This window comes from Actinokineospora lacus, assembly GCF_053813445.1.
The window spans coordinates 135,867-157,005 of sequence record NZ_JBQERA010000006.1 but is presented as its reverse complement, the minus strand read 5'-3'; the positions used below and the strand labels follow the sequence as shown (position 1 = coordinate 157,005).

Annotated in this window: 17 protein-coding genes; 13 read left to right on the top strand and 4 right to left on the bottom strand. The window is 73.3% G+C overall.

Translation table 11 applies throughout. The features are described 5' to 3' along the window. Positions 1-27 precede the first annotated feature (27 nt). Entirely contained in the window at positions 28-1,125 is a 1,098-nt protein-coding gene (locus ACTG9Q_RS16555) for an LCP family protein (protein ID WP_455573675.1), read from the top strand. A 4-nt stretch (positions 1,126-1,129) separates the two neighbouring features. Here the strand turns inward: ACTG9Q_RS16555 and ACTG9Q_RS16550 are convergent, their stop codons facing one another. From ACTG9Q_RS16550 to ACTG9Q_RS16540, 3 genes are read right to left on the bottom strand one after another with little or no spacing between them, the layout of a single operon-like run. Beyond that, the gene (locus tag ACTG9Q_RS16550; protein WP_455573674.1) at positions 1,130-1,591 is read right to left on the bottom strand and encodes a peroxiredoxin; all 462 of its coding nucleotides are present in this window, start codon (positions 1,589-1,591) and stop codon (positions 1,130-1,132) included. Beyond that, positions 1,588-2,376 (bottom strand): DUF1295 domain-containing protein, encoded by a 789-nt coding sequence (locus tag ACTG9Q_RS16545; protein ID WP_455573673.1) that lies wholly within the window; start codon positions 2,374-2,376, stop codon positions 1,588-1,590. Before ACTG9Q_RS16545 ends, ACTG9Q_RS16550 begins: the two co-directional genes overlap by 4 nt. Next, positions 2,373-3,659, bottom strand: a complete 1,287-nt coding sequence (locus ACTG9Q_RS16540) for a class I SAM-dependent methyltransferase (protein WP_455573672.1) — start codon at positions 3,657-3,659, stop codon at positions 2,373-2,375. Before ACTG9Q_RS16540 ends, ACTG9Q_RS16545 begins: the two co-directional genes overlap by 4 nt. A 91-nt stretch (positions 3,660-3,750) precedes the next feature. On the opposite strand from ACTG9Q_RS16540, the gene ACTG9Q_RS16535 reads away from it, so the two are divergent. Then, on the top strand, positions 3,751-4,329 hold the full coding sequence (locus ACTG9Q_RS16535; protein WP_455573671.1) for a hypothetical protein: 579 nt from the start codon (positions 3,751-3,753) through the stop codon (positions 4,327-4,329). A 21-nt stretch (positions 4,330-4,350) separates the two neighbouring features. Here the strand turns inward: ACTG9Q_RS16535 and rocD are convergent, their stop codons facing one another. Next, on the bottom strand, positions 4,351-5,580 hold the full coding sequence (gene rocD / locus ACTG9Q_RS16530) for an ornithine--oxo-acid transaminase (protein ID WP_455573670.1): 1,230 nt from the start codon (positions 5,578-5,580) through the stop codon (positions 4,351-4,353). 138 nt (positions 5,581-5,718) lie between these two features. On the opposite strand from rocD, the gene ACTG9Q_RS16525 reads away from it, so the two are divergent. From ACTG9Q_RS16525 to ACTG9Q_RS16475, 11 genes are all read left to right on the top strand, one after another. Then, positions 5,719-6,558 carry a PPK2 family polyphosphate kinase gene (locus ACTG9Q_RS16525; protein ID WP_455573669.1) on the top strand — a complete coding sequence of 280 codons (840 nt, stop codon included), beginning with the start codon at positions 5,719-5,721 and terminating at the stop codon, positions 6,556-6,558. A gap of 107 nt (positions 6,559-6,665) precedes the next feature. Then, positions 6,666-8,738, top strand: a complete 2,073-nt coding sequence (locus tag ACTG9Q_RS16520) for a prolyl oligopeptidase family serine peptidase (RefSeq protein WP_455573668.1) — start codon at positions 6,666-6,668, stop codon at positions 8,736-8,738. Positions 8,739-8,748: 10 nt separating this feature from the next. Continuing rightward, positions 8,749-9,711 (top strand): LLM class F420-dependent oxidoreductase, encoded by a 963-nt coding sequence (locus tag ACTG9Q_RS16515; protein ID WP_455573667.1) that lies wholly within the window; start codon positions 8,749-8,751, stop codon positions 9,709-9,711. 64 nt (positions 9,712-9,775) lie between these two features. Then, positions 9,776-11,155: a pyridoxal phosphate-dependent decarboxylase family protein gene (locus tag ACTG9Q_RS16510; protein ID WP_455573666.1), complete on the top strand. Its 1,380-nt coding sequence runs from the start codon at positions 9,776-9,778 to the stop codon at positions 11,153-11,155. Further along, positions 11,152-12,426: a lysine N(6)-hydroxylase/L-ornithine N(5)-oxygenase family protein gene (locus tag ACTG9Q_RS16505; protein ID WP_455573665.1), complete on the top strand. Its 1,275-nt coding sequence runs from the start codon at positions 11,152-11,154 to the stop codon at positions 12,424-12,426. Before ACTG9Q_RS16510 ends, ACTG9Q_RS16505 begins: the two co-directional genes overlap by 4 nt. A gap of 41 nt (positions 12,427-12,467) precedes the next feature. After that, complete coding sequence (locus tag ACTG9Q_RS16500; protein WP_455574038.1) at positions 12,468-14,183, top strand: IucA/IucC family protein; 1,716 nt, start codon at positions 12,468-12,470, stop codon at positions 14,181-14,183. Further along, complete coding sequence (locus ACTG9Q_RS16495) at positions 14,180-15,529, top strand: glutamine synthetase (RefSeq protein WP_455573664.1); 1,350 nt, start codon at positions 14,180-14,182, stop codon at positions 15,527-15,529. The genes ACTG9Q_RS16500 and ACTG9Q_RS16495 overlap by 4 nt, the downstream gene beginning before the upstream one ends. A gap of 78 nt (positions 15,530-15,607) precedes the next feature. Next, positions 15,608-16,390, top strand: coding sequence for a TIGR03084 family metal-binding protein (locus ACTG9Q_RS16490; RefSeq protein WP_455573663.1), 783 nt, complete (start codon positions 15,608-15,610; stop codon positions 16,388-16,390). Continuing rightward, positions 16,387-18,414 carry an acyclic terpene utilization AtuA family protein gene (locus ACTG9Q_RS16485; RefSeq protein ID WP_455573662.1) on the top strand — a complete coding sequence of 676 codons (2,028 nt, stop codon included), beginning with the start codon at positions 16,387-16,389 and terminating at the stop codon, positions 18,412-18,414. Before ACTG9Q_RS16490 ends, ACTG9Q_RS16485 begins: the two co-directional genes overlap by 4 nt. Continuing rightward, complete coding sequence (locus ACTG9Q_RS16480; protein WP_455573661.1) at positions 18,369-19,541, top strand: acyl-CoA dehydrogenase family protein; 1,173 nt, start codon at positions 18,369-18,371, stop codon at positions 19,539-19,541. The genes ACTG9Q_RS16485 and ACTG9Q_RS16480 overlap by 46 nt, the downstream gene beginning before the upstream one ends. After that, complete coding sequence (locus ACTG9Q_RS16475) at positions 19,538-21,136, top strand: acyl-CoA carboxylase subunit beta (protein WP_455573660.1); 1,599 nt, start codon at positions 19,538-19,540, stop codon at positions 21,134-21,136. Before ACTG9Q_RS16480 ends, ACTG9Q_RS16475 begins: the two co-directional genes overlap by 4 nt. The last annotated feature ends 3 nt before the right edge of the window (positions 21,137-21,139 follow it).

The window sequence follows — 21,139 nt, the reverse complement described above, 5'->3', positions numbered from 1 at the left end:
GTTCGTCACACGGTCGGGTGGTCTTTCATGAGCTACGGACAGCAGCAGCCCGGCCATCGCCAGGGCAACCGGCCGCCGCCCTACCACCCCGACGGCCGTCCGGGCCCCGGCAACCGCAGGCCGCCCCCTCCCAGCGGCGGCTACGGCGCCCCGCCCGCACGCCCCCGGCGCAGGCGCAGGCCCGGCCGGATCGTGCTGGTCGTGCTCCTGCTGATCGTCGCCCTCATCGGCGGGCTCTGGATCTACGGCGAGAGCTCGCTCAACCGGACCGCCGCGCTGGGCGACTACGAGGGCAGGCCCGCGGCGGGCGCGGGCACCAACTGGCTCATCGTCGGCTCCGACAGCCGCGAGGACCTCTCCGAGGAGCGGCAGAAGGAACTCAGCACCGGCGCGCCGCAGGGCAGGCGCACCGACACGATCATGCTGATGCACATCCCGGACAACGACACCCCGCCCACCCTGGTGTCCCTGCTGCGCGACTCCTACGTGCCGATCCCGGGCAAGGGCCGCAACAAGCTCAACGCCGCCTACGCCTTCGGCGGCCCGCAGCTGCTCGCCCAGACCGTGGAGATCAGCACCGGCCTGCGGCTGGACCACTACATCGAGATCGGCCTCGGCGGGTTCGCCGACCTGGTCGACGCCGTCGGCGGCGTGGAGATGTGCCTCAAGGACCCGATCAAGGACCCGCTGGCGGGCATCAACCTGCCCGCGGGCTGCCAGGAGCTGGCAGGCGCCGAGGCCCTGGGCTACGTCCGCACCCGGGTCGGCCCGCGCGCCGACTTGGACCGGGTGATCCGCCAGCGGGAGTTCATCAGCGCGCTGACCGACAAGGCCACCAGCTTCGGCACGATCGTCAACCCGTTCCGGATGTTCCCGCTGCTGGTCGCCGCCCCCGATGCGGTCACCGTCGACGAGGGCGACAGCCTGCACAACCTGCTGCCCCTGGCGATGGCCATGGGCTCCAGCGACCTGCTCACCACCACCGTGCCGATGGGTGGCGGTGAGCGCGTCCAGGGGGTCGGCGCGGTGATCCGGTGGGACAAGGCGAAGGCGCTGCGGCTGTTCGAGGCCCTCGGCACCGACGCCCCGGTGCCCGCCGACGTGATCGTCGCGCCGCCGAAGTAGCCGCTCAGCTGGAGGTCTTGCGCGAGCGCAGGACCTCCAGCGCCTGGTCGGCGTGGACGTTGAAGCGCAGCTCGCTCTTGATCTCGGCCAGCACCGTGTGGTCGGTGTCGATGACGAACGTCTTGCGCTTGGTCAGCAGCGGGCCGAACCGGCGGCGCACGCCGAACAGCTTGGCCACCGTGCCGTCGGGGTCCGACAGCAGCGGGAAGTCGAAGGTGTGCATCGCCGAGAACTGGGCCTGCTTGTCCACCGAGTCCGGGCTGATCCCCACCCGGTGCGCGTCGACCTCGGCGAACTCCCTGGCCAGGTCGCGGAAGTGGCAGCTCTCCGCGGTGCAGCCGCCGGTCATGGCGGCGGGGTAGAAGAACAGCACGACGGGGCCGGTGGCCAGGAACTCCGAGAGCGGGCGCTGCGCGCCGGTCTCGTCGGCCAGGGTGAAATCGGGGACGGTGTCGCCGGTCTTCATCGGTCTCCTTGTCGGGTCTTCGCTGGTGGGAGCGGCAGGAACCCGCTGGTCCTGGCCACGTACTCGGCGTAGCCGGGGCGGCTGGAGCGCAAGTGCCGCTCGGTCAGCGGCTTGCCGGTGCCCTTGGCCAGCAGGAACGTCATGGTGATCGGGGCGACGATAGTGGCAGCGCCGAGCCAGGAGTGACAGGCCATCAGGTACAGGCCCCACCACACGCAGGCGTCGCCGAAGTAGTTCGGGTGCCGGGTGTAGCGCCACAGGCCGGTGTCGAGCACGCGCCCGGCGTTGGCCGGGTCGGCGGTGAAGCGGCGCAGCTGGTGGTCGCCCACCGCCTCGAAGGTGAAGCCCACCACCCACAGCAGGACGCCGAGCGCGGCCGGCGGGCCGAAGGAGTGCTGGCCGTACTGGGCGGCCTGCACGGGCAGCGAAATCACCCACATCAGCGCGCCCTGGGTCAGGAACACCACGCGCAGCATGTGCAGGCGCGGGTTCCCCTTGGCCTTGCCGAGGATTTCGACGTAGCGCCGGTCCTCCGGCCTGCCGTGGTTGCGGACGTGCAGGTGCGCGGCGAGGCGCACACCCCAGACCACGGTCAGGGCCGCCACGGTGGCGCGCAGCGCGTTCGGGCCGTCGCCAAAGGACAGTCCGAACGCGACGAGGGCGATCAGCGCGAAACCGAGGCCCCAGGCGGTGTCGATGGTGTCGTACCTGCCCCGCCGCACGCTGACGGCGAACACGGCGAGGACGAACACCGCGACCGCCGCCGCGGTCACCAGGAAGTTCACGCGTCGACCCGGGCGGCGAGCAGGTCCGCGCGGGTGCGCGGCATCCCGCCTGCCCCGCTCGGGGTGGGCCGCACGGCCAGGATCTGGTCGACGCCCATCCGGTTCTCCTCGAAAGCCAGCGCGCCGCCCGCGAAGTACAGCCGCCACACCCTGGCCTGCTCCTCGCCGATGAGCGCCACCACCTCGTCCCAGCGCCGCTCCAGCGTCTGCCACCAGGCGCGCACGGTCCAGACGTAGTGCTCGCGCAGCGCCTCCACGTCGCGGACCTCCAGGCCCGCGCCCTCCAGCAGGTCGACGGTCTGCCCGACCGGGCGCATGTTCATGTCCGGGGCGATGTAGGTCTCGATGAACGCCCCGCCGCCCTGCGCGTTCGCGCCGCGCGACATCTGCTGCAGCAGCAGGCGCCCGCCGGGCTTGAGCATCCGGAACAGGGTGGCGGCGTAGACCGGGTAGTTCGCCGCGCCGACGTGCTCGCCCATCTCCAGGGTGCCGATGGCGTCGAAGGGCTCGTCGGCGAGGTCGCGGTAGTCCTGCAGCCGGATGTCGACGCGGTCGGCGAGCCCCAGTTCCCCGACGCGGTCGAGGATGAACTGACGCTGTTCCCTGGCCAGGGTGATGCCGGTGACGTGCACCCCGTGGTGGCGCGCGGCGTGGATGGCCAGCGAGCCCCAGCCGCAGCCGACGTCGAGCATCCGCGTCCCGGGGCGCAGGCCCAGCTTGCGGCAGACGAGGTCGAGCTTGTCGCGCTGGGCGTCATCGACGGTGTAGTCGGGGGAGTCGGAAGTCCAGTAGCCGCAGGAGTAGGCCATCCGCGGGTCGAGGATCAGCTGGTAGAAGGCGTTGGAGAAGTCGTAGTGGTGGGAGATCGCGGCCTTGTCCCGCGCCTTCGAGTTCTTCGGCCCGCTCAGCCGCGCCTCGGCGGCCGGGATCGGCGGGCGCGGGCCGAGCACGCCGAGGCGCAGGCCCGCGCGCACCACGCCCAGCTTCTCGCCGAGGGACAGCCGCGGGGTTCCCCGGTTGATCGCCCAGAACAGCGACAGCGCCGCGCCCAGGTCGCCCTCCACGTCGAGGTCACCGCTGACGTACGCGCGCGCGAGCCCCAGCTCGTCCGGGTTCCACAGCAGCCTGCGCAGCGCCCGTCGCGAGCGCACCACGCCGACCGGCGCGTCCGCGGGTCCGGCCTCGCTGCCGTCCCAGGCCCGCAGCCGCACCGGCAGCGGCGCGCCGAGCACCCGCTCGGCCAACTCGGCCAGCGTGCTGGCGACAGGGGTGCGTGCGGCCACGGCGACTCCGATCCGGTCAGGGGACGTCCATCCCCCATTCGGCCACCACCGGCGCGCGGATGGGTCGGGCGCGCCTGCCAGTATCGGTCTGGTGGAGATCCCGGTGGCCCGCGTCGCGACAGAGGTGTTCTCCCCGGCCGTCGTCGTGCTGGTCCTGCCCATGGTGGTGGCCTGGCACGCGACCGGCCAGGTGGGCCCGACCGTGCTGTGGGGCCTGGAAGTGGCGCTGTTCTCCAGCGTCCTGCCGATGCTGTTCATCATCCGCGGCGCCCGCGCGGGGCGCTGGGACGGCCACCACGTCCGCGACCGCGAGCACCGCACCGTTCCGCTGCTGGTCGGGCTGGCGTCCTCGGTAGTCGGCATCGCGATCCTGCTGCTGGCCGACGCGCCGGGCGAGGTCCTGGCGCTGTCGGTGGCGATGGTCGTCACGCTGGCGGTGTGCCTGGCGGTCACCCGGTTCTGGAAGATCTCCCTGCACGCGGCGGTGTCCGGCGGCGCGGTCGCCCTGGTCACCCTGCTCCACGGGCCGTGGTCGCTGCTCCTGCTGGCCCCGCTCGCCCTGGTGTGCTGGTCGCGGGTCGTGCTCGGGGACCACACCGCCGCGCAGGTCGTGGTGGGCGCGCTCACCGGACCGGTCGTCGGCGGTGTGGTCTTCCTGCTGGTGGTGTGACCCAGGGCGTGGGTCACACCGCTAGTTCGCTGACCCGATGACCTCGGCGATGGCGGCCACCCCCTGGTCGATCTCGGCCTCGGTGATCACCAGCGGCGGCGCCACGCGCAGCGTCGAGTCGTGGGTCTCCTTGCACAGCACGCCACGGCCCATCAGCGCCTCGGACACCGCCCGTCCCGGCAGCCCGCCGGACAGCTCCACGCCCGCCCACAGCCCGCGGCCGCGGACCTCGCTGACGCCGTGGCCCACCAGCTCGTTCAGCCTGCCGTGCAGGTGGGCGCCGAGCACCCGGGAGCGTTCCTGGAACTCCCCGGTGGACAGCAGCCGGATGACCGCCCGGCCCACCGCGCAGGCCAGCGGGTTGCCGCCGAAGGTCGAGCCGTGCTCGCCGGGGCGCAGCACGCCGAGGACGTCGCGGCGCCCGACCACGGCCGAGACCGGCAGGATGCCGCCGCCGAGGGCCTTGCCCAGGGTGTAGACGTCGGCGCGCACCCCGGCGTGGTCGAGGGCGAACAGGGTGCCGGTGCGGGCCAGGCCGGACTGGATCTCGTCGGCGATGAACAGCACGCCGTTGTCGTCGCAGAGGCGGCGGACCGCGCGCAGGTACTCCGCGGACGGGACGACCACGCCCGCCTCGCCCTGGATCGGCTCGACCAGCACCGCGGCGGTCCGGTCGGTGATCGCCGCGGCCAGCGCGGCGGCGTCGCCGTACTCGACGACGGTGAAGCCGGGGGTGAACGGCCCGAAGTCCGCGCGCGCCACCGGGTCGGTGGAGAAGGAGACGATGGTGGTGGTGCGGCCGTGGAAGTTGCCCCCGGCGACGATGATCTCGGCGGTGTCGCGCGGGACGCCCTTGACCCGGTGGGCCCACGCGCGGGCGATCTTGACGGCGGACTCGACGGCCTCGGCGCCGGAGTTCATCGCCAGCACCATCTCGGTGCCGGTCAGCTCGGCCAGCTCCTGGCAGAACGGCCCGAACTGGTCGTGGTGGAACGCGCGGCTGGTGAGCGTGACCCGGCCGAGCTGCTCGACCGCGGCGGCGACCAGCGCGGGGTGGCGGTGGCCGAAGTTGAGCGCGGAGTACCCGGCCAGGAAGTCCAGGTAGCGGCGTCCCCGCACGTCGGTCACCCACGCGCCCTCGGCCTCGGCGATCACCACGGGCAGCGGGTGGTAGTTGTGCGGGCTCCAGTGCTCGTCCAGACCGATGAAGTCGGCCTGCTGTGCGGCGGCGGGTGGGACGGTCGCGGTCATGGGCTCAGGTTAAGGGGAGGGCAGCGACGATTTCATCCGCGTAATGTTGCTTGTCCTGCGGAAACGTTGCGCTGTTCAACCCGGTTTCGACGGAAAGTTGCGCAAGCGGGCGGCTGGAAGGAGGTCTACCCTCCGAACATGGCCAAGAAGAAGACGGTCCGCGACGCGCTGAGGGTACGTCCGGACCGCGCTCCCGTCCTCCCGGAACCGCGCTCGACGCCGGTCGGTCCCGCCTCGAAGGCCGAGGCCGCCGCGGCCCTGCCCGGCATCGGCGCCCGCCTGGCCGAGCTGCAGGAAGCGCTGTACGCCGAGGGGACCCGCGGCGTGCTGCTGGTGCTGCAGGGCATGGACACCTCGGGCAAGGGCGGCACGATCAAGCACGTCGTCGGCCTGCTCAACCCCCTGGGCCTGCGCATCGCGTCGTTCAAGAAGCCCACGCGCGCGGAGCAGCGCCACGACTTCCTCTGGCGCATCCGCAAGCAGGTGCCCACCGTCGGCCAGATCGGCGTGTTCGACCGCTCGCACTACGAAGACGTCCTCGTGGTGCGCGTCGACGGCCTGATCCCGCAGAGCGAGTGGGAGCCGCGCTACGACGAGATCAACGACTTCGAGGCCGAACTCGCCGACTCGGGCATCACGATGGTCAAGTGCTTCCTGCACATCTCCCCGGAGGAACAGCGCGAGCGCCTGCTGGCCCGGCTGGGCGATCCCGCCAAGCACTGGAAGTACAACACGGGCGACCTCGACGCCCGCGCGAAGTGGAGCGCCTACCAGGAGGCGTACCAGGCGGTCCTCCAACGCTGCTCGACCGTGGCCCCGTGGTACGCGATCCCGGCCGACCGCAAGTGGTACCGCAACTGGGCGGTGGCAAGCCTCCTGCTGGAGACGCTGGAAGACCTGGCCCCCCAAACCCCGGCCGCCACCTTCGACGTCGCCGCCGAACTGGCCAAACTCACCGACCACGACCCGCTGGGATGACTTCGGTCGGCCGAGTCTGGGACCGGCTGTGGAGAGGCTCGGGACAGGCGAAGAAACTCCGGTGACCTTCACCGGTGGGCAGGGGTCGTCCGGATAGGTTGTCCGGCGTGACCAACGAGACCTCCTTCCTGCGCCTACAGGCGCGGACCCAGCGGTTCACCCTCGGTGCCCCCCGTGAGTTCCGGATCGCCCCGGGGTGGGTGCTGTTCCTGCGGTCGGCGTCGGGGGAGGACCGCACGCATGTGTTGTGGCGGCGGGACCTCGCGACCGGGGCCGAGACGCGGCTTGCCGACCCGGCCGTCCTCTTGGGTGGGACCGAGGAGCTGCCGCCGGAGGAGCGGGCGCGCCGGGAGCGCAGCCGGGAGCAGGGTGGCGGGGTTGTGGGCTACGCCACCGACGCCGGGGCGCGGATCGCGGCCTTCGCCCTGTCCGGGCGCCTTTTCGTCGCCGACGCGGCCACCGGGGAGGCGCGCGAGCTGCCGACCCCGGGCTCGATCGTCGACCCGCGGCCCGACCCGACCGGCCGCCACATCGCCTACGTCGCCGACAACGCCCTGCGGGTCATCGGCGTCGACGGCACCGGTGACCGCGCCATCGCCGTCCCCGAGGGCGACGACCGCGCCTGGGGCCTCGCGGAGTTCATCGCCGCCGAGGAGATGAACCGCTCCCGGGGCTACTGGTGGTCCCCCGACGGAACCCGCCTGCTGGTCGCGCACACCGACCGCAGGGAGGTCCAGCGCTGGCACATCGGCGACCCGGCCAACCCCGCCGCCGAGCCGAAGACCGTGGCCTACCCCGCCGCGGGCACCGCCAACGTCACCGTGCGCCTGGCCGTGATCGACCTCGACGGGACCAGGACCGACGTCGACTGGGCGGGGGAGTACCTGGTCACCGCGCACTGGTCGGCCCACGGCCTGCCGCTGATCGCCACCCAGCCCCGCGACCAGCGCTCCCTGGAGATCCGCACCGTCGACCCGGACACCGGCGCCACCGAGGCGCTGCACACCGACACCGACGAGACGTGGGTCGAGATCGTCCAGGGCGTGCCCGCCTGGACCCCGGGGGGCGACCTCGTCCGCGTCGCCGCGCACGACGGCGCCACCCGCCTGTTCATCGGCGACGAGCCGGTCACCGGCGCCGACGTCCAGGTCCGCGCCGTCCTCGACGTCGGCGACGACGTGCTGTTCACCGCGTCCACCGACGACCCCACACAGGTCCACGTCCTCGCCGCCACCAAGGACGCGGTCACCCCGGTGTCCTCTGAGGACGGCGTGCACACCGCGGCCCGCGGCCACGGCGTGACCATCCTCACCACCTGGTCGCTGGGCTGGTCCGGATCGAAGGTCACGCTGAGCACGGCGGGCGGGCCCGCGGGCGAGATCGCCAACCACGCCGTCACGCCCCCGCTGACCCCGAACCCCCACCTGCTCACCGTCGGCGAGCGCGGCCTGCGCGCGGCCCTGCTCTACCCCACCGGGCACGTCCCCGGCACCAGGCTCCCGGTCCTCATGGACCCCTACGGCGGCCCGCACGCCCAGCGCGTGCTCGCCACCCGCAACGCCTACCTGGGCCCGCAGTGGCTGGCCGACCAGGGCTTCGCCGTCCTCATCGTCGACGGCCGCGGCACCCCCGGGCGCGGGCCGGAGTGGGAGCGCGCCATCGCAGGCGACTTCGCGGGCGTCACCCTCGCCGACCAGGTCGACGCCCTGCGCGCCGTCGCCGCCGAGCACCCCGACCTGGACCTGGGCAAGGTCGCCATCCGCGGCTGGTCCTACGGCGGCTACCTGTCCGCCCTGGCCGTGCTGCGTGCCCCCGAGGTGTTCCACGCCGCCATCGCGGGCGCCCCCGTGACCGACTGGCGCCTCTACGACACCCACTACACCGAGCGGTACCTGGGCCACCCCGACGAGCAGCCCGAGGTCTACGACCGCAACTCCCTCATCGACGACGCCCCCAAGCTGGACCGGCCGCTGCTGGTCATCCACGGCCTCGCCGACGACAACGTCGTGGTCGCGCACGCCATCCGGCTCTCCAGCGCGCTGGTCGCCGCGGGCCGCCCGCACGCGCTGCTGCCACTGCCCGGTGTGACGCACATGACGCCACAGGAGGACGACGTGGCTGAGAACTTCATGATGTTGCAGGTGCGCTGGCTCAAGTCCGCGCTGGGTCTGACCGAGTAGAGGAGCCGCAATGTCCGTCACGCCGAGGTGGGGCATCACGCTGCCGTTGACCGGGGTCCCGCTCACCGCGCACCGGGAGCTGGTCAAGGAACTGCCCGACCTCGGCTACACGGACCTGTGGTCGGCCGAGACCGCGGGCACCGACGCGTTCACCCCGCTGGCGCTGGCCGCGGAGTGGTCCCCGGGCCTGCGCCTCGGCACCGCGATCGTCCCGGTCTACACCCGCGGCCCCGGCCTGCTGGCGATGAGCGCTGCCACGCTGGCCGAGCTGGCCCCCGGCCGGTTCGTGCTGGGCATCGGCACGTCGTCGCCGACGATCGTCGAGGGGTGGAACGGCGTCAGCTTCACCGAGCCGTTCCGCCGGGTGCGCGACACGCTGCACTTCCTGCGCGCCGCGCTGGCCGGGGAGAAGGTCACCGAGCAGTACGGCACGTTCTCGGTGACGAAGTTCCGCTTGGAGCGCCCGCCGACGGTGCCGCCGCAGCTGATGCTGGCCGCGCTGCGCCCGGGGATGCTGCGCCTGGCCGCCCAGCAGTCCGACGGGGCGATCACCAACTGGCTCGGGGCGGACGACGTGGCCACGGTGCGCGCCGAGGTGGGCGCGGACACCGAGCTGGTCGCCCGGATCTTCGTCTGCCCGACCGAGGACGCCGAGGCGGCCCGCGGCCTGGGCAGGCTGCTGATCAGCAGCTACCTGACCGTGCCGGTGTACGCGGCCTTCCACGACTGGCTCGGCCGCGGCGACGTCCTGCGCCCGATGCACGAGGCGTGGGCCGCGGGCGACCGGGCGGGCGCCAACGCGGCGATCCCCGACGAGGTCGTCGACGAGCTGATCGTGCACGGCAGCCCGGAGCAGTGCCGGGAGAAAGTGGCCGCCTACCAGGCCGCCGGGCTGACCACGCCGGTGATCGCGCTGCTGCCGACCGGGGCGGACCCCGCGGAGATGGTCAGGGCCCTGGCGCCGCGCGGCTGAACATCGCAAGATCGAACGGATGGGGCCGCGGCGCCTGTCCTTGATCAGCTAAGAAGGGTTGGCGATGACCGCTTCGCACGACGCGCCCCCGGTGCGTCCTGGCCTGCGCGGTCCCGACACGCGCGGCCCGGCCGCCCTCGCCGCGCCGCGGGCGGTGCGCGAACTGCTCGGCCCGACCCTCGACGCGCTGGCCGACGGCGCGCGCGAGCGCGGCGGTCCGGTGCCCGCGGGCGGTCCGGCCGCCTTGGGCGCGCTGGCCGAGGTGCTGCCCGAGCACGGGGTGGGCGTGGGCGCGGTCGCCGAGGTGGCCCGCCTGCTCGCCGCGGGCTCCGCCGACCCGGCCGACCCGTGGTGCGCCGCGCACCTGCACTGCCCGCCGCTGGCCGTCGCGGTCGTCGCCGACCTCGCGGCCAGCGCGCTCAACCCGTCGATGGACTCCTGGGACCAGGCGCCCGCGGCCAGCGCGCTGGAGCGGCAGGTGACCGACGCGATCGCCCGCCTGTGCTACCCGGACGCGCCGCGCCCGGACGCGCTGGTCACCACCGGCGGCAGCGAGTCCAACCTGTACGGCCTGCTGCTGGCCAGGGAGAAGTACGGCACGGTCACCCCGGTCTGCGGGCGCAACGCCCACCACAGCGTCGCCCGCGCCGCCTGGCTGCTGGGCCTGCCCCGGCCGGTCCTGGTCGACTGCGCCGACGACCGGCTGCGGCCCGACGCGCTCGCCGCGGCCCTGGACGGCCTCGACGGCCCCGCCGCGGTGATCGCCACCGCGGGCACCACCAACAGCGGGGCCATCGACCCGCTCCCGGAGATCGCCGCGCTCACCGGCGACGCCTGGCTGCACGTCGACGCCGCCTACGGCGGGGCGCTGCTGTTCACCGAGCGCCGCGAGCTGCTGGCGGGCCTGGACAGCGCCGACTCCATCGCCCTGGACCTGCACAAGTTCGGCTGGCAGCCGATCGCGGCCGGGCTGTTCGCCTGCCGGGACGCCGAAACCCTGCGGGTGATGGACACCAGCGCCGACTACCTCAACGCCGACGACGACACCGAGGCCGGGCTGCCCGACCTGCTGGGCCGCTCGCTGCGCACCTCCCGCAGGCCGGATGCGGTCAAGATCGCCGCCACCCTGCGCGCCCTGGGCCGCCGCGGCGTCGGCGAGCTGGTCGACGCCTGCTGCGCCACCGCGCTCGGCGTCGCCGCCGCCGTCGAGGAGCACCCGGACCTGGAGCTGTGGGCGCGGCCCGCCCTGTCGACGGTCGTGTTCCGGCCGAAGGCGGCCCGCGACGTCGCCGCCGTGCGCCGCGCCCTGCTGGACGAGGGCCGCGCCGTGCTCGGCCGGGCCCACCTGGACGGCCTCTGGCTCAAGCTGACCCTGCTGCACCCGCACACCACCCCCGCCGACTACCAGCCGCTGCTGGACCTCGTGGCCAAGGCGGCCACATGACCGAGCTGGACCTGGCCGGGGTCGGCATCGGCCCGGTGAACCTGTCGCTGGCCGCGCTCGCCGACCCGGTGCCCGGCCTGCGCACCGCGTTCTTCGAGCGGCGCCCGGAGTTCCGCTGGCACCCCGGCCTGCTCATCGACGGCACCACCCTGCAGGTGCCGTTCCTGGCCGACCTGGTGTCGCTGGTCGAGCCGACGCACCCGCTGTCGTTCCTGGCCTACCTGCGCGACCGCGACCGCCTGTTCCCGTTCTACTTCGCCGAGCGCTTCCACATCCCGCGCGCGGAGTACGACGACTACTGCCGCTGGGCCAGCGAACGCCTGCCCGGCTGCCGGTTCGGCCACGAGGTGCGCGGGATGCGGTGGTCCGACGGCGCCTTCGAGCTCGACGTCCCCGGCGGCCCGGTCCGGGCGCGCAACCTGGTGCTGGGGGTGGGCACCGAACCGGTGGTCCCGCCGCCGCTGCGGCCGCTGGCCGACGACCCCGGCGCGGCGGTGGCGCACTCCGCGGACTACCTCGCCGCGCGCGATCGGCTGCTGGCCGCCGAGGACGTGACCGTGGTCGGCTCCGGGCAGTCCGGCGCCGAGGTCGTGCTGGACCTGTTGCGGCGCAGGGCGGGCGCGCTGCGCTGGATCGCGCGGACCCCGGCGTTCGCGCCGATGGAGTACTCCAAGCTCGGGCTGGAGCAGTTCACCCCGGACTACGTGCGCTTCTTCCGCGGTCTCGACGAGCGCACGCGCGACCGGCTCGTCCCCGCGCAGTGGCAGCTGTACAAGGGGATCAGCGCCGAGACCATCGAGGCCATCCACGACGAGCTGTACCAGCGCACCATCGGCGGCGGCTGGCCGCGGGCGACCTTCGCCCCCGGGGTCGAGGTGACCGCCGCGCGGCCGGGGATCGAGCTGGACCTGCGGCACGCGCAGCAGGGCAGCACCGCGACCGTGCGCACCGACGCGGTGGTGTGCGCGACCGGGTACGCCGAGCGGGACATCGAGCCGCTGCTGGGCGGCCTGGCGGTGGGCCGCGACGCCGCGGGCCGGATCGCGGTCGACGCCGACTTCCGGGTGCGGCTCGACCCCGCGGTCACCGGGTCGGTGTTCGTGCAGAACGCCGAGCGGCACACCCACGGCGTCGGCGCGCCCGACCTCGGGCTGGCAGCCTGGCGGGCGGCGACGATCCTCAACGCGGTGTGCGGGCGCGAGGTCTACCGCCTGCCGAGTCGCACCGCGTTCACCACCTTCGGGTTGACCGGCGAGAGGGAGGTCGGGTGAGGCAGGCATGGCAGGCCGCGGGCGCCGCGGCGGTGCACAAGATGCTCGGCGAGCTGAGCTACGAGGGCCTGCTGCGCCCTGAGCCGGAGGGCGGGCCGGACGCGCGCGGCTTCCAGCGGTGGCGGCTGGCGCTGCGCGGCGGGACGGAGTACCGCTTCACCGCGCGACGCGGGGCGTTCGAGTCGTGGGCCGTGCGACCCGACACCGCCCACCGCGACGGGCTCCCCGCCGACGACCCCCGGACGCTGGTGCTCGACGCCCGAGCCGAACTGGGGCTGACCGGGCTGCGCCTGGCCGACGTCCTGGCCGAGCTGACCTCGACGGTGGCCAACGAGGCCACCCGGCTGGCCGCCGCGCCGAGTGCCGCCGAACTGTCCACGATTGACTACGACACCGCCGACGGGCGGTTGACCGGGCACCCCCGGCTGGTGCTCAACAAGGGCCGGGTCGGCTTCTCCGCCCGCGACCGCGCCCGCTACGCCCCGGAGTCGGGCGCGACGTTCGCGCTGCCGTGGGTGGCCGTGCGGCGCGAGATCGCCGCCTTCCGCTGCACCGCCGACCTCACCGAGGAAATCCTGCTGACCGAGGAGCTGGGTGACCAGCTCGCCGAGTTCCGCTCCCACCTCACCGACCCCGACGACTTCACCCTGGTGCCGGTGCACCCCTGGCAGCTCGACGAGATCCTGGGCACCCTCTACGCCGCCGAGCTGGCCACCGGCGCCGTGGTCCCGGTCGGCGAGAGCCGCGACGCCTACCGTCCACACCAGACCGTGCGGACGCTGGCCAACGCGAGCCACCCGACGCGCCGCGACGTGAAGACGGCGGTCTCGGTGCGCAACACCCTGGTGTACCGCGGTTTGGCGTCGGCGGCGACCCTGGCCGCGCCACAGGTCACCACCTGGCTGCGCGACGTGCACGCCGACGACGAGCTGCTGCGCGACCGCTACCGGTTCGACCTGCTCGGCGAGGTGGCCAGCGTGTCCGTGCGGCACCCGATCTTCGGCGCGGTGGACGAGCTGCCCTACCGCTTCCATGAGACGCTCGGCGCCCTGTGGCGCGAGCCGATCCGTGCTCGGCTGGCCCTGGGGGAGCGGGCCGTCTCCTTCGCCGCCCTGCCCTACCGGGGGCCGGACGGGGAATCGGTGCTCGCCCACCTGGTCCGCCAGTCCGGGATGGACCCGGACGCCTGGCTGAGCAGGGTGCTCGACATGCTGCTGACGCCGCTGCTGCACTGGCTGCTCGAACACGGCGTCGGGTTCTGCCCGCACGGCCAGAACCTCATCCTCATCACCTCGGCCGACGGCGTCCCGCTGCGGGTGGCCATCAAGGACTTCGCCCAGGGCGTCGACCTGCTCGACGAGCACCTGCCCGCCTACGACCGCCTCGGCCGCGACGCCGCCGCCGACATGCTGCGCTGGCCCGCGCACCTGCTGGCCCAGTCGCTGTTCAGCTCGGTGTTCGCCGGTCAGCTGCGCTTCATCGCCGAGATCGCCGACACCGAACTGGACTACCCCCGCCCTCGGCTGTGGGCGCGGGTCCGCGAGACCGTCGGCGCCTACCGCGACACCCACCCCGCGACCGCGGCCCGCTTCGACGCCTGCGGGCTCTTCGCCCCCGACGTCGAGCGGGTGTGCCTCAACCGCGAACACCTCGCCGGGCAGGGCTTCGACAAGATCGACCGCGACGACGAGTTCGACGTCCGCCACGGCCGCGCGCTCAACCCGCTGGCGGGGCCAGACTCCGGCGGTGCGTGGTGATCGACCACCGGCGGCCGGTCGGCCCGCGCACCCTCGCCGCCCGGACCAAGGCCGCGTCGGCGGTGGCGGTCGCCCTGCGCGCCGCGGTGGCCGCGGGCGAGGTGCGGCGCGTGGTGTGCCTGGTGCCCGATCCGCACGCCCGCTTCGCCGCGGTCGAGCTGGGCGCGGACTTCTTCACCGACACCGTGCTCCCCTCCGGGTACGGGCTGTGCTCCTACGTCCTCGGCTGGAACCCCGAGCGCGCCCCGGTCAACGCCTCCGCCGTCGACCAGTTCCTCGGCGGCTACGGCGACCTCGTGCTGCGCCCGGACCTCGCCACGCTCGCGCCCGCGGAGCCGGGGACCTGGCAGGTGGTCTGCGACGTCGAGTGGCCCGACGGCCGCCCGGTCCCCGAGGCCCCGCGCACCGTCCTGCGCGAGCGCCTCGCCGACGCCGAGCAACTGGGCCTGGTGCCGTCGGTCGGCATCGAGCACGAGGTCACGTTCACCTCGGCCGACGGCACCCCGCTGACGCCCGCGGGCCTGGACTACTCGGTCGCGGGCCTGACGCCGCTGCGCGCCCTGCTGTCCGACGTGACCGCCGCCGTCGCCGGGCTCGGCCTCGGCGCGGAGTCCGCGCGGGGGGAGGTGCACCCGGGCCAGTACGAGATCGTCCTGCGCCACCGCGACGCCCTCGCCGCCTGCGATGACGCGATGCTGCACCAGGTGGCCGTCCGCCGGGTGGCCGCCGAGCACGGCGTGCGCGCCGGGTACCTGGCCGCGGAGGCGTCCGGGCAGGGCAGCTCGGGCCACGTCCACCTGTCCCTGTCCGACCCCGACGGCGCGCCGCTGAGCGCGGGGTCGGCGCCCGGCGAGCCCTCCACCCTCTTCGGCCACTTCATCGCGGGCGTCCTGCGGGCGGCCAGCGACCTCACCGCCATCTGGGCCCCGACCTGGAACTCCTACGTCCGCCTGCGCACCGCCCCGTTCTCCCCGCGCCAGCTGCGCTGGGGCCGCGACGACCGCACCGCCGCCGTGCGCCTGGCGGGCCACGGCCGTTCCCTGCGCCTGGAGGCCCGCTTCGCAGGCGCCGACGCCCACCCGCACCTGGTGGTGGCCGCGTTGATCGGCGCGGGGGTGGCGGGCGTGCGCGACCGCCTGCCCCTCCCCGCCGAGGGCCGCGTCACGGGGGAGCTGGCCCGCACCCCGTGGGAGGCGCTGAGCCTGCTCACCGAGGCCAAGACCGCCCGCGCCGTCCTGGGCGAGGCGGTGGTCGCCCACCAGGCCGCGATGCTGGGCGACGAGCTGGCCGCCGGCCTGGACACGGTCACCGACTGGCAACGCCATCGCGGTGATTTGCGGGCCTGACCTGCATTTTTAGGGGAGTGATAAAACAATCAAGCACGAATGCTTGAAAATGTCGGACGCCCGTGCGACGGTGGTCCCGTGATCGACCTGACCGCGCTGATCGCGGACCTGCGGGCCGAGGGTGACCTGGTGGACTCCTGGGTCGCCGACCTGCCGCCCGAGGGGTGGGCCCGCCCGACGCCCGCGCCCGGGTGGACCGTCGCCCACCAGATCGCCCACCTGGCCTGGACCGACGAGCACACGCTGCTCTCGGCCACCGACCCCGAGACCTTCACCGCGACGCTGGCCAGGACGTTCGCCACAGGCGACCCGAACAGGGTGGTCGACGAGGCCGCGACCGAGGTGGCCGCGCGGCCGGACCTGCTGGCGCACTGGCGCGACACCCGCGCGGCCGTGGCCGAGGCGCTGGCCTCGGTGCCCGCCGGGGCGAAGCTGCCGTGGTTCGGCCCGCCGATGAGCGCGGCCTCGATGGCCACCGCGCGGATCATGGAGACCTGGGCGCACGGCACCGACGTCGCCGACGGTCTCGGCGTGCGCCGCGAGCCCTCCGACCGGCTGCGGCACGTGGCCCACATCGGCGTGCGGACACGCGACTTCGCCTACCTCGTGCGCGGGCTCGCCGCGCCCGCCGAGCCGTTCCGGATCGAGCTGACCGGGCCGGACGGCGCGCTGTGGACCTGGGGCCCGGCCGACGCCGAGCAGCGGGTCAGCGGCAGCGCGGGGGACTTCTGCCTGCTGGTGACCCAGCGCGTGCACCGCGACGACACCGCGCTCGTGGCCACCGGCGCCGAGGCCGAGCGGTGGCTGGGGATCGCCCAGGCGTTCGCCGGGCCGCCCGGGGGCGGGCGGGAGCGCTCGTGATCCGGATCGCGAACATCTCCGGCTTCTACGGCGACCGCCTCTCCGCCATGCGCGAGATGCTCGACGGCGGCGAGGTCGACGTCCTCACCGGCGACTACCTGGCCGAGCTGACCATGCTGATCCTGGGCCGCCAGCGGATGAAGGACCCGTCGGCGGGCTACGCGCGCACGTTCCTCAAGCAGGCCGAGGACTGCCTCGGCACCGCCGTCGAGCGCGGCGTGCGGATCGTGGTCAACGCGGGCGGCCTCAACCCGGCAGGTCTGGCCGACGCCGTGCGCGCCCTGGGCGTCACGGCTTCGGTGTCCCATGTGGAGGGTGACGACCTGCTGCCGCGGGCTGGGGAACTGGGCCTGACCGGCGCGCTGACCGCCAACGCCTACCTGGGCGGCTGGGGCATCGCCTCCTGCCTGCGCGCGGGCGCCGACGTCGTCGTCACCGGCCGGGTCACCGACGCCTCCCTGGTCGTCGGCGCCGCCGCCGCCCACTTCGGCTGGGCCACCGACGACTACGACGCCCTGGCGGGCGCGACCGTCGCGGGCCACGTCATCGAGTGCGGAACCCAGGCGACCGGCGGCAACTACTCGTTCTTCACCGAGATCGAGTCCATGGACCACCCCGGCTTCCCCATCGCCGAGATCCACGCCGACGGCTCCTCGGTGATCACCAAGCACCCCGGCACCGGCGGCGCGGTGACGGTGGAGACCGTGACCGCGCAACTGCTCTACGAGATCCAGGGCCCGAACTACCTGGGCCCCGACGTCACCACGCGCTTCGACACCATCACCCTGACCCCCGACGGCGCCGACCGCGTCCGCGTCACCGATGTGAAGGGCACACCCCCGCCACCGGAGGTGAAGGTCTGCGTCAACACCCTCGACGGCTTCCGCAACAGCGCCACCTTCATCCTCACCGGACTGGACATCGACGCCAAGGCCGCCCTGGTCCGCCGCCAACTGGAAGCCACCGTCGGCAAGGTCACCTGGACCCTGGCCCGCACCGACCGCCCCGACGCCGACACCGAGGAAACCGCCAGCGCCTTCCTCCACGCCACCATCCGCACCCCCGACCCCGCCCACGCCAAGACGTTCTCCAGGGCAGCGGTCGAACTGGCCCTGGCCTCCTACCCCGGCTTCACCCTCACGGCCCCGCCCACCGACGGCACCCCCGTGGGCGTCTACCACCCGGCATACCTCCCCCGCGCCGAAGTCCCCCACACCGCCGTCCACCCCAACGGCACCCACGTCCCCATCCCCTGGCCCGAAGCCCCCACCACACCCGACAAGGCCCCCGAAACCCCAGCCCACGACACCCCCGACCCGCAAACCCTCCCGGGCAACCCCCCAAGCCGCGCACTCTTGCGGCCCGAGAATCCCGAGGCCAACCCCCAAGTCCACACGGCCTCGCAGCCTGAAGATCCCCAGGCCAACCCCCAAGGGCACACGAACTCGCAACCTGAAAACCCGCAGACCAGTCCCCAAACACACGCCCCGCAGCCCGGAAATCCCCAGGTCAACGCCCAAAACCACGCGGCATCGCCGCCCCGAAACCCCCACCAACCATCCCCCACCGCTCCCTGGGGGGTCGGCCCTGCTCCAGGCTACCCGCGCAGCGGTGGCGCGGAGCTTGCTACTGCCGAGTTGTGGATAACGCGGAGCGCTGTGGATGGCGGTTTGACAAGCCCGTCTGGCGTGGCTACCCGGCGGTGTGCGTTGGGGGAGGTCGTCGGGGCTCGGTCGGGGGACAAGGGTGGGGACGCGAACCTGGGGGTGTGGGTGCGTGAGGCGCGGGCGTATCCGTGGCTGGTGGCCGAGTTGACGGTGGAGCGGCTCAAGGAGCTGTTGCCCGAGGCGGCCGGGTTGTCGGTGGAGCGGTACGAGTTGCCGAACCTGCTCGCGGTCAATTTCGTCCTCAAAGGACTGCTCGGCCAAGGGGTCGCGGCCGGTACGCGGTTCGATCCGCAGGCGAAGGGGCTTGGTGAATGGCTGCGGAGCCGCTGCGTCGAGGTTCCGGAGGTGTTGCTGTGAATCCGTTCGAGCGGCGTGAGCTGCGGGAGACGGTGCGCGCGTTCATGAAGCGGGACGTCCTGCCGCACCTTGAGCAGTGGGAGCGCGACGGCGAGTTGCCTCGGGAGTTGCACCGCGAGGCGGGGCGGGCCGGGCTGCTGGGCGTGGCGTTCCCCGAGGACGTCGGCGGCGGGGGCGGCGACCTGGTCGACGCCATGGTCGTCGTGGAGGAGATGCACTACGCGGGCGCCTCCGGCGGGCTCATCGCGAGCCTGCTCACCTGCGGTATCGCCGTACCGCATATCGCCGCCTCGGGCACGGGCGTCGACCGGTGGGTCCGGCCGACGCTCGCCGGGGACAAGATCGGCGCGCTGGCCATCACCGAGCCCGACAGCGGGTCCGACGTCGCCAGCCTCCGCACCACGGCGAGGCCCGACGGCGACGACTACATCGTCAACGGCGCCAAGACCTACATCACCTCCGGCGTCCGCGCTGACTTCGTGACGACCGCCGTGCGGACCGGCGGGCCGGGGGCGCACGGGATCTCGCTGCTCGTCATCGAGAAGGGCACGCCGGGGTTCGCCGTGAGCCGCAAGCTGGAGAAGATGGGCTGGCACTGCTCCGACACCGCCGAACTCGCCTTCACCGACTGCCGCGTCCCGAAGGAGAACCTGGTCGGCGCGGAGAACACCGGGTTCGTCCAGATCGCGGTGAACTTCGTCGCCGAGCGGCTGACGCTGGCCGTGCAGGCGTACGCCCACGCCCAGCGGGCGCTCGACCTGACGCTGGAGTGGTGCCGCAACCGGCAGACCTTCAACCGCCCGCTCATCTCCCGGCAGTCCGTGCAGACCACCCTCACCGAGATGGCCCGCAAGGTCGACGTCGCCCGCACCTACACCCGCCAGGTCGCGCTGAGGCACCTCGACGGCGATGACGTCATCGCCGAGGTGTGCTTCGCCAAGAACACCGCGGTGGAGGCGGGGGAGTGGGTGGTCCACCAGGCCGTGCAGCTGCACGGTGGGCTGGGCTACATGCGCGAGTCCGAAGTGGAACGACACTACCGCGACATCCGCGTCCTCGGCATCGGCGGCGGCACCAACGAGATCATGACCGGCCTGGCCGCGAAGCGATTGGGGTACACGGCATGACCGTGCTGCGCTCCACAGTAGACACTGCAAGCACCGACTTCAAAGCCAACAGCGAGGCCATGCTGGGCAAGCTGGACGAGCTGGCGACAGAGCAGGCCAAGGCGGTCGCGGGCGGCGGCGAGAAGTACGTGACCCGCCACCGCGCCCGCGGCAAGCTGCTGGCCCGCGAGCGCGTCGAGCTGCTGCTGGACCAGGACTCGCCGTTCCTGGAGCTGTCCCCGCTGGCCGCGTGGGGCACCGCCTACCAGGTCGGCGGCAGCCTGGTCACCGGCATCGGCGTGGTCGAGGGCGTCGAGTGCCTGGTCAACGCCAGCGACCCGACCGTCAAGGGCGGCGCGATCAACCCCTGGGGGATGCGCAAGGGCTTTCGCGCGGCCGACATCGCCGCGCAGAACCGCCTGCCCACGATCAACCTCGTCGAGTCCGGCGGCGCGGACCTGCCCACCCAGAAGGAGATCTTCATCCCCGGCGGGCGGACCTTCCGCGACCTGACCCGGGCCAGCGCCGCGGGCGTGCCGACGGTGGCGCTGGTCTTCGGCAACTCCACCGCGGGCGGGGCGTACCTGCCGGGCATGTCCGACCACGTGGTCATGGTCAAGGAGCGCGCCAAGGTGTTCCTCGGCGGCCCGCCGCTGGTGAAGATGGCCACCGGCGAGGAGTCCGACGACGAATCCCTTGGCGGGGCCGAGATGCACGCCCGCGTGTCCGGCCTGGCCGACTACCTCGCCGTGGACGAGCGGGACGCCATCCGCATCGGCCGCCGGATCGTGGCCCGCCTCAACTGGCGCAAGCGGGGCCCGGCGCCGCGCACCGACTACGCCGAGCCCGCGCACGACCCCGAGGACCTGCTCGGCATCGTGCCCACCGACCTCAAGGTGCCCTTCGACCCGCGCGAGGTCATCGCCAGGGTGGTCGACGGCTCCGACTTCGACGAGTTCAAGCCCCTCTACGGCACCAGCCTCGTCACCGGCTGGGCGAGCGTGCACGGCTACCCCGTGGGCATCCTCGCCAACGCGCGCGGCGTGCTGTTCGGCGAGGAGGCGCAGAAGGCCACGCAGTTCATCCAGCTGGCCAACCAGACCGACACCCCGCTGCTGTTCCTGCACAACACCACCGGCTACATGGTCGGCAAGGACTACGAGCAGAGCGGCATCATCAAGCACGGCGCCATGATGATCAACGCGGTGTCCAACTCGACGGTCCCGCACATCTCGATCCTGATGGGCGCCTCCTACGGCGCGGGCCACTACGGCATGTGCGGGCGCGCCTACGACCCCCGGTTCCTGTTCGCCTGGCCCAGCGCCAAGTCCGCGGTCATGGGGCCGGCCCAGCTGGCGGGCGTGCTGTCGATCGTCATGCGGCAGAACGCCGAGCGCGCGGGCCAGCCGTACAATGAGGACAATGACGCGGCCATGCGCGCGATGGTCGAGGGGCAGATCGAGGCGGAGTCGCTGCCGATGTTCCTCTCCGGCATGCTCTACGACGACGGCATCATCGACCCGCGCGACACCCGCACGGTGCTCGGCATCAGCCTGTCCGCCATCCACACTGGACCGATCCGGGGCGCCGATGGCTTCGGCGTCTTCCGGATGTGAGGA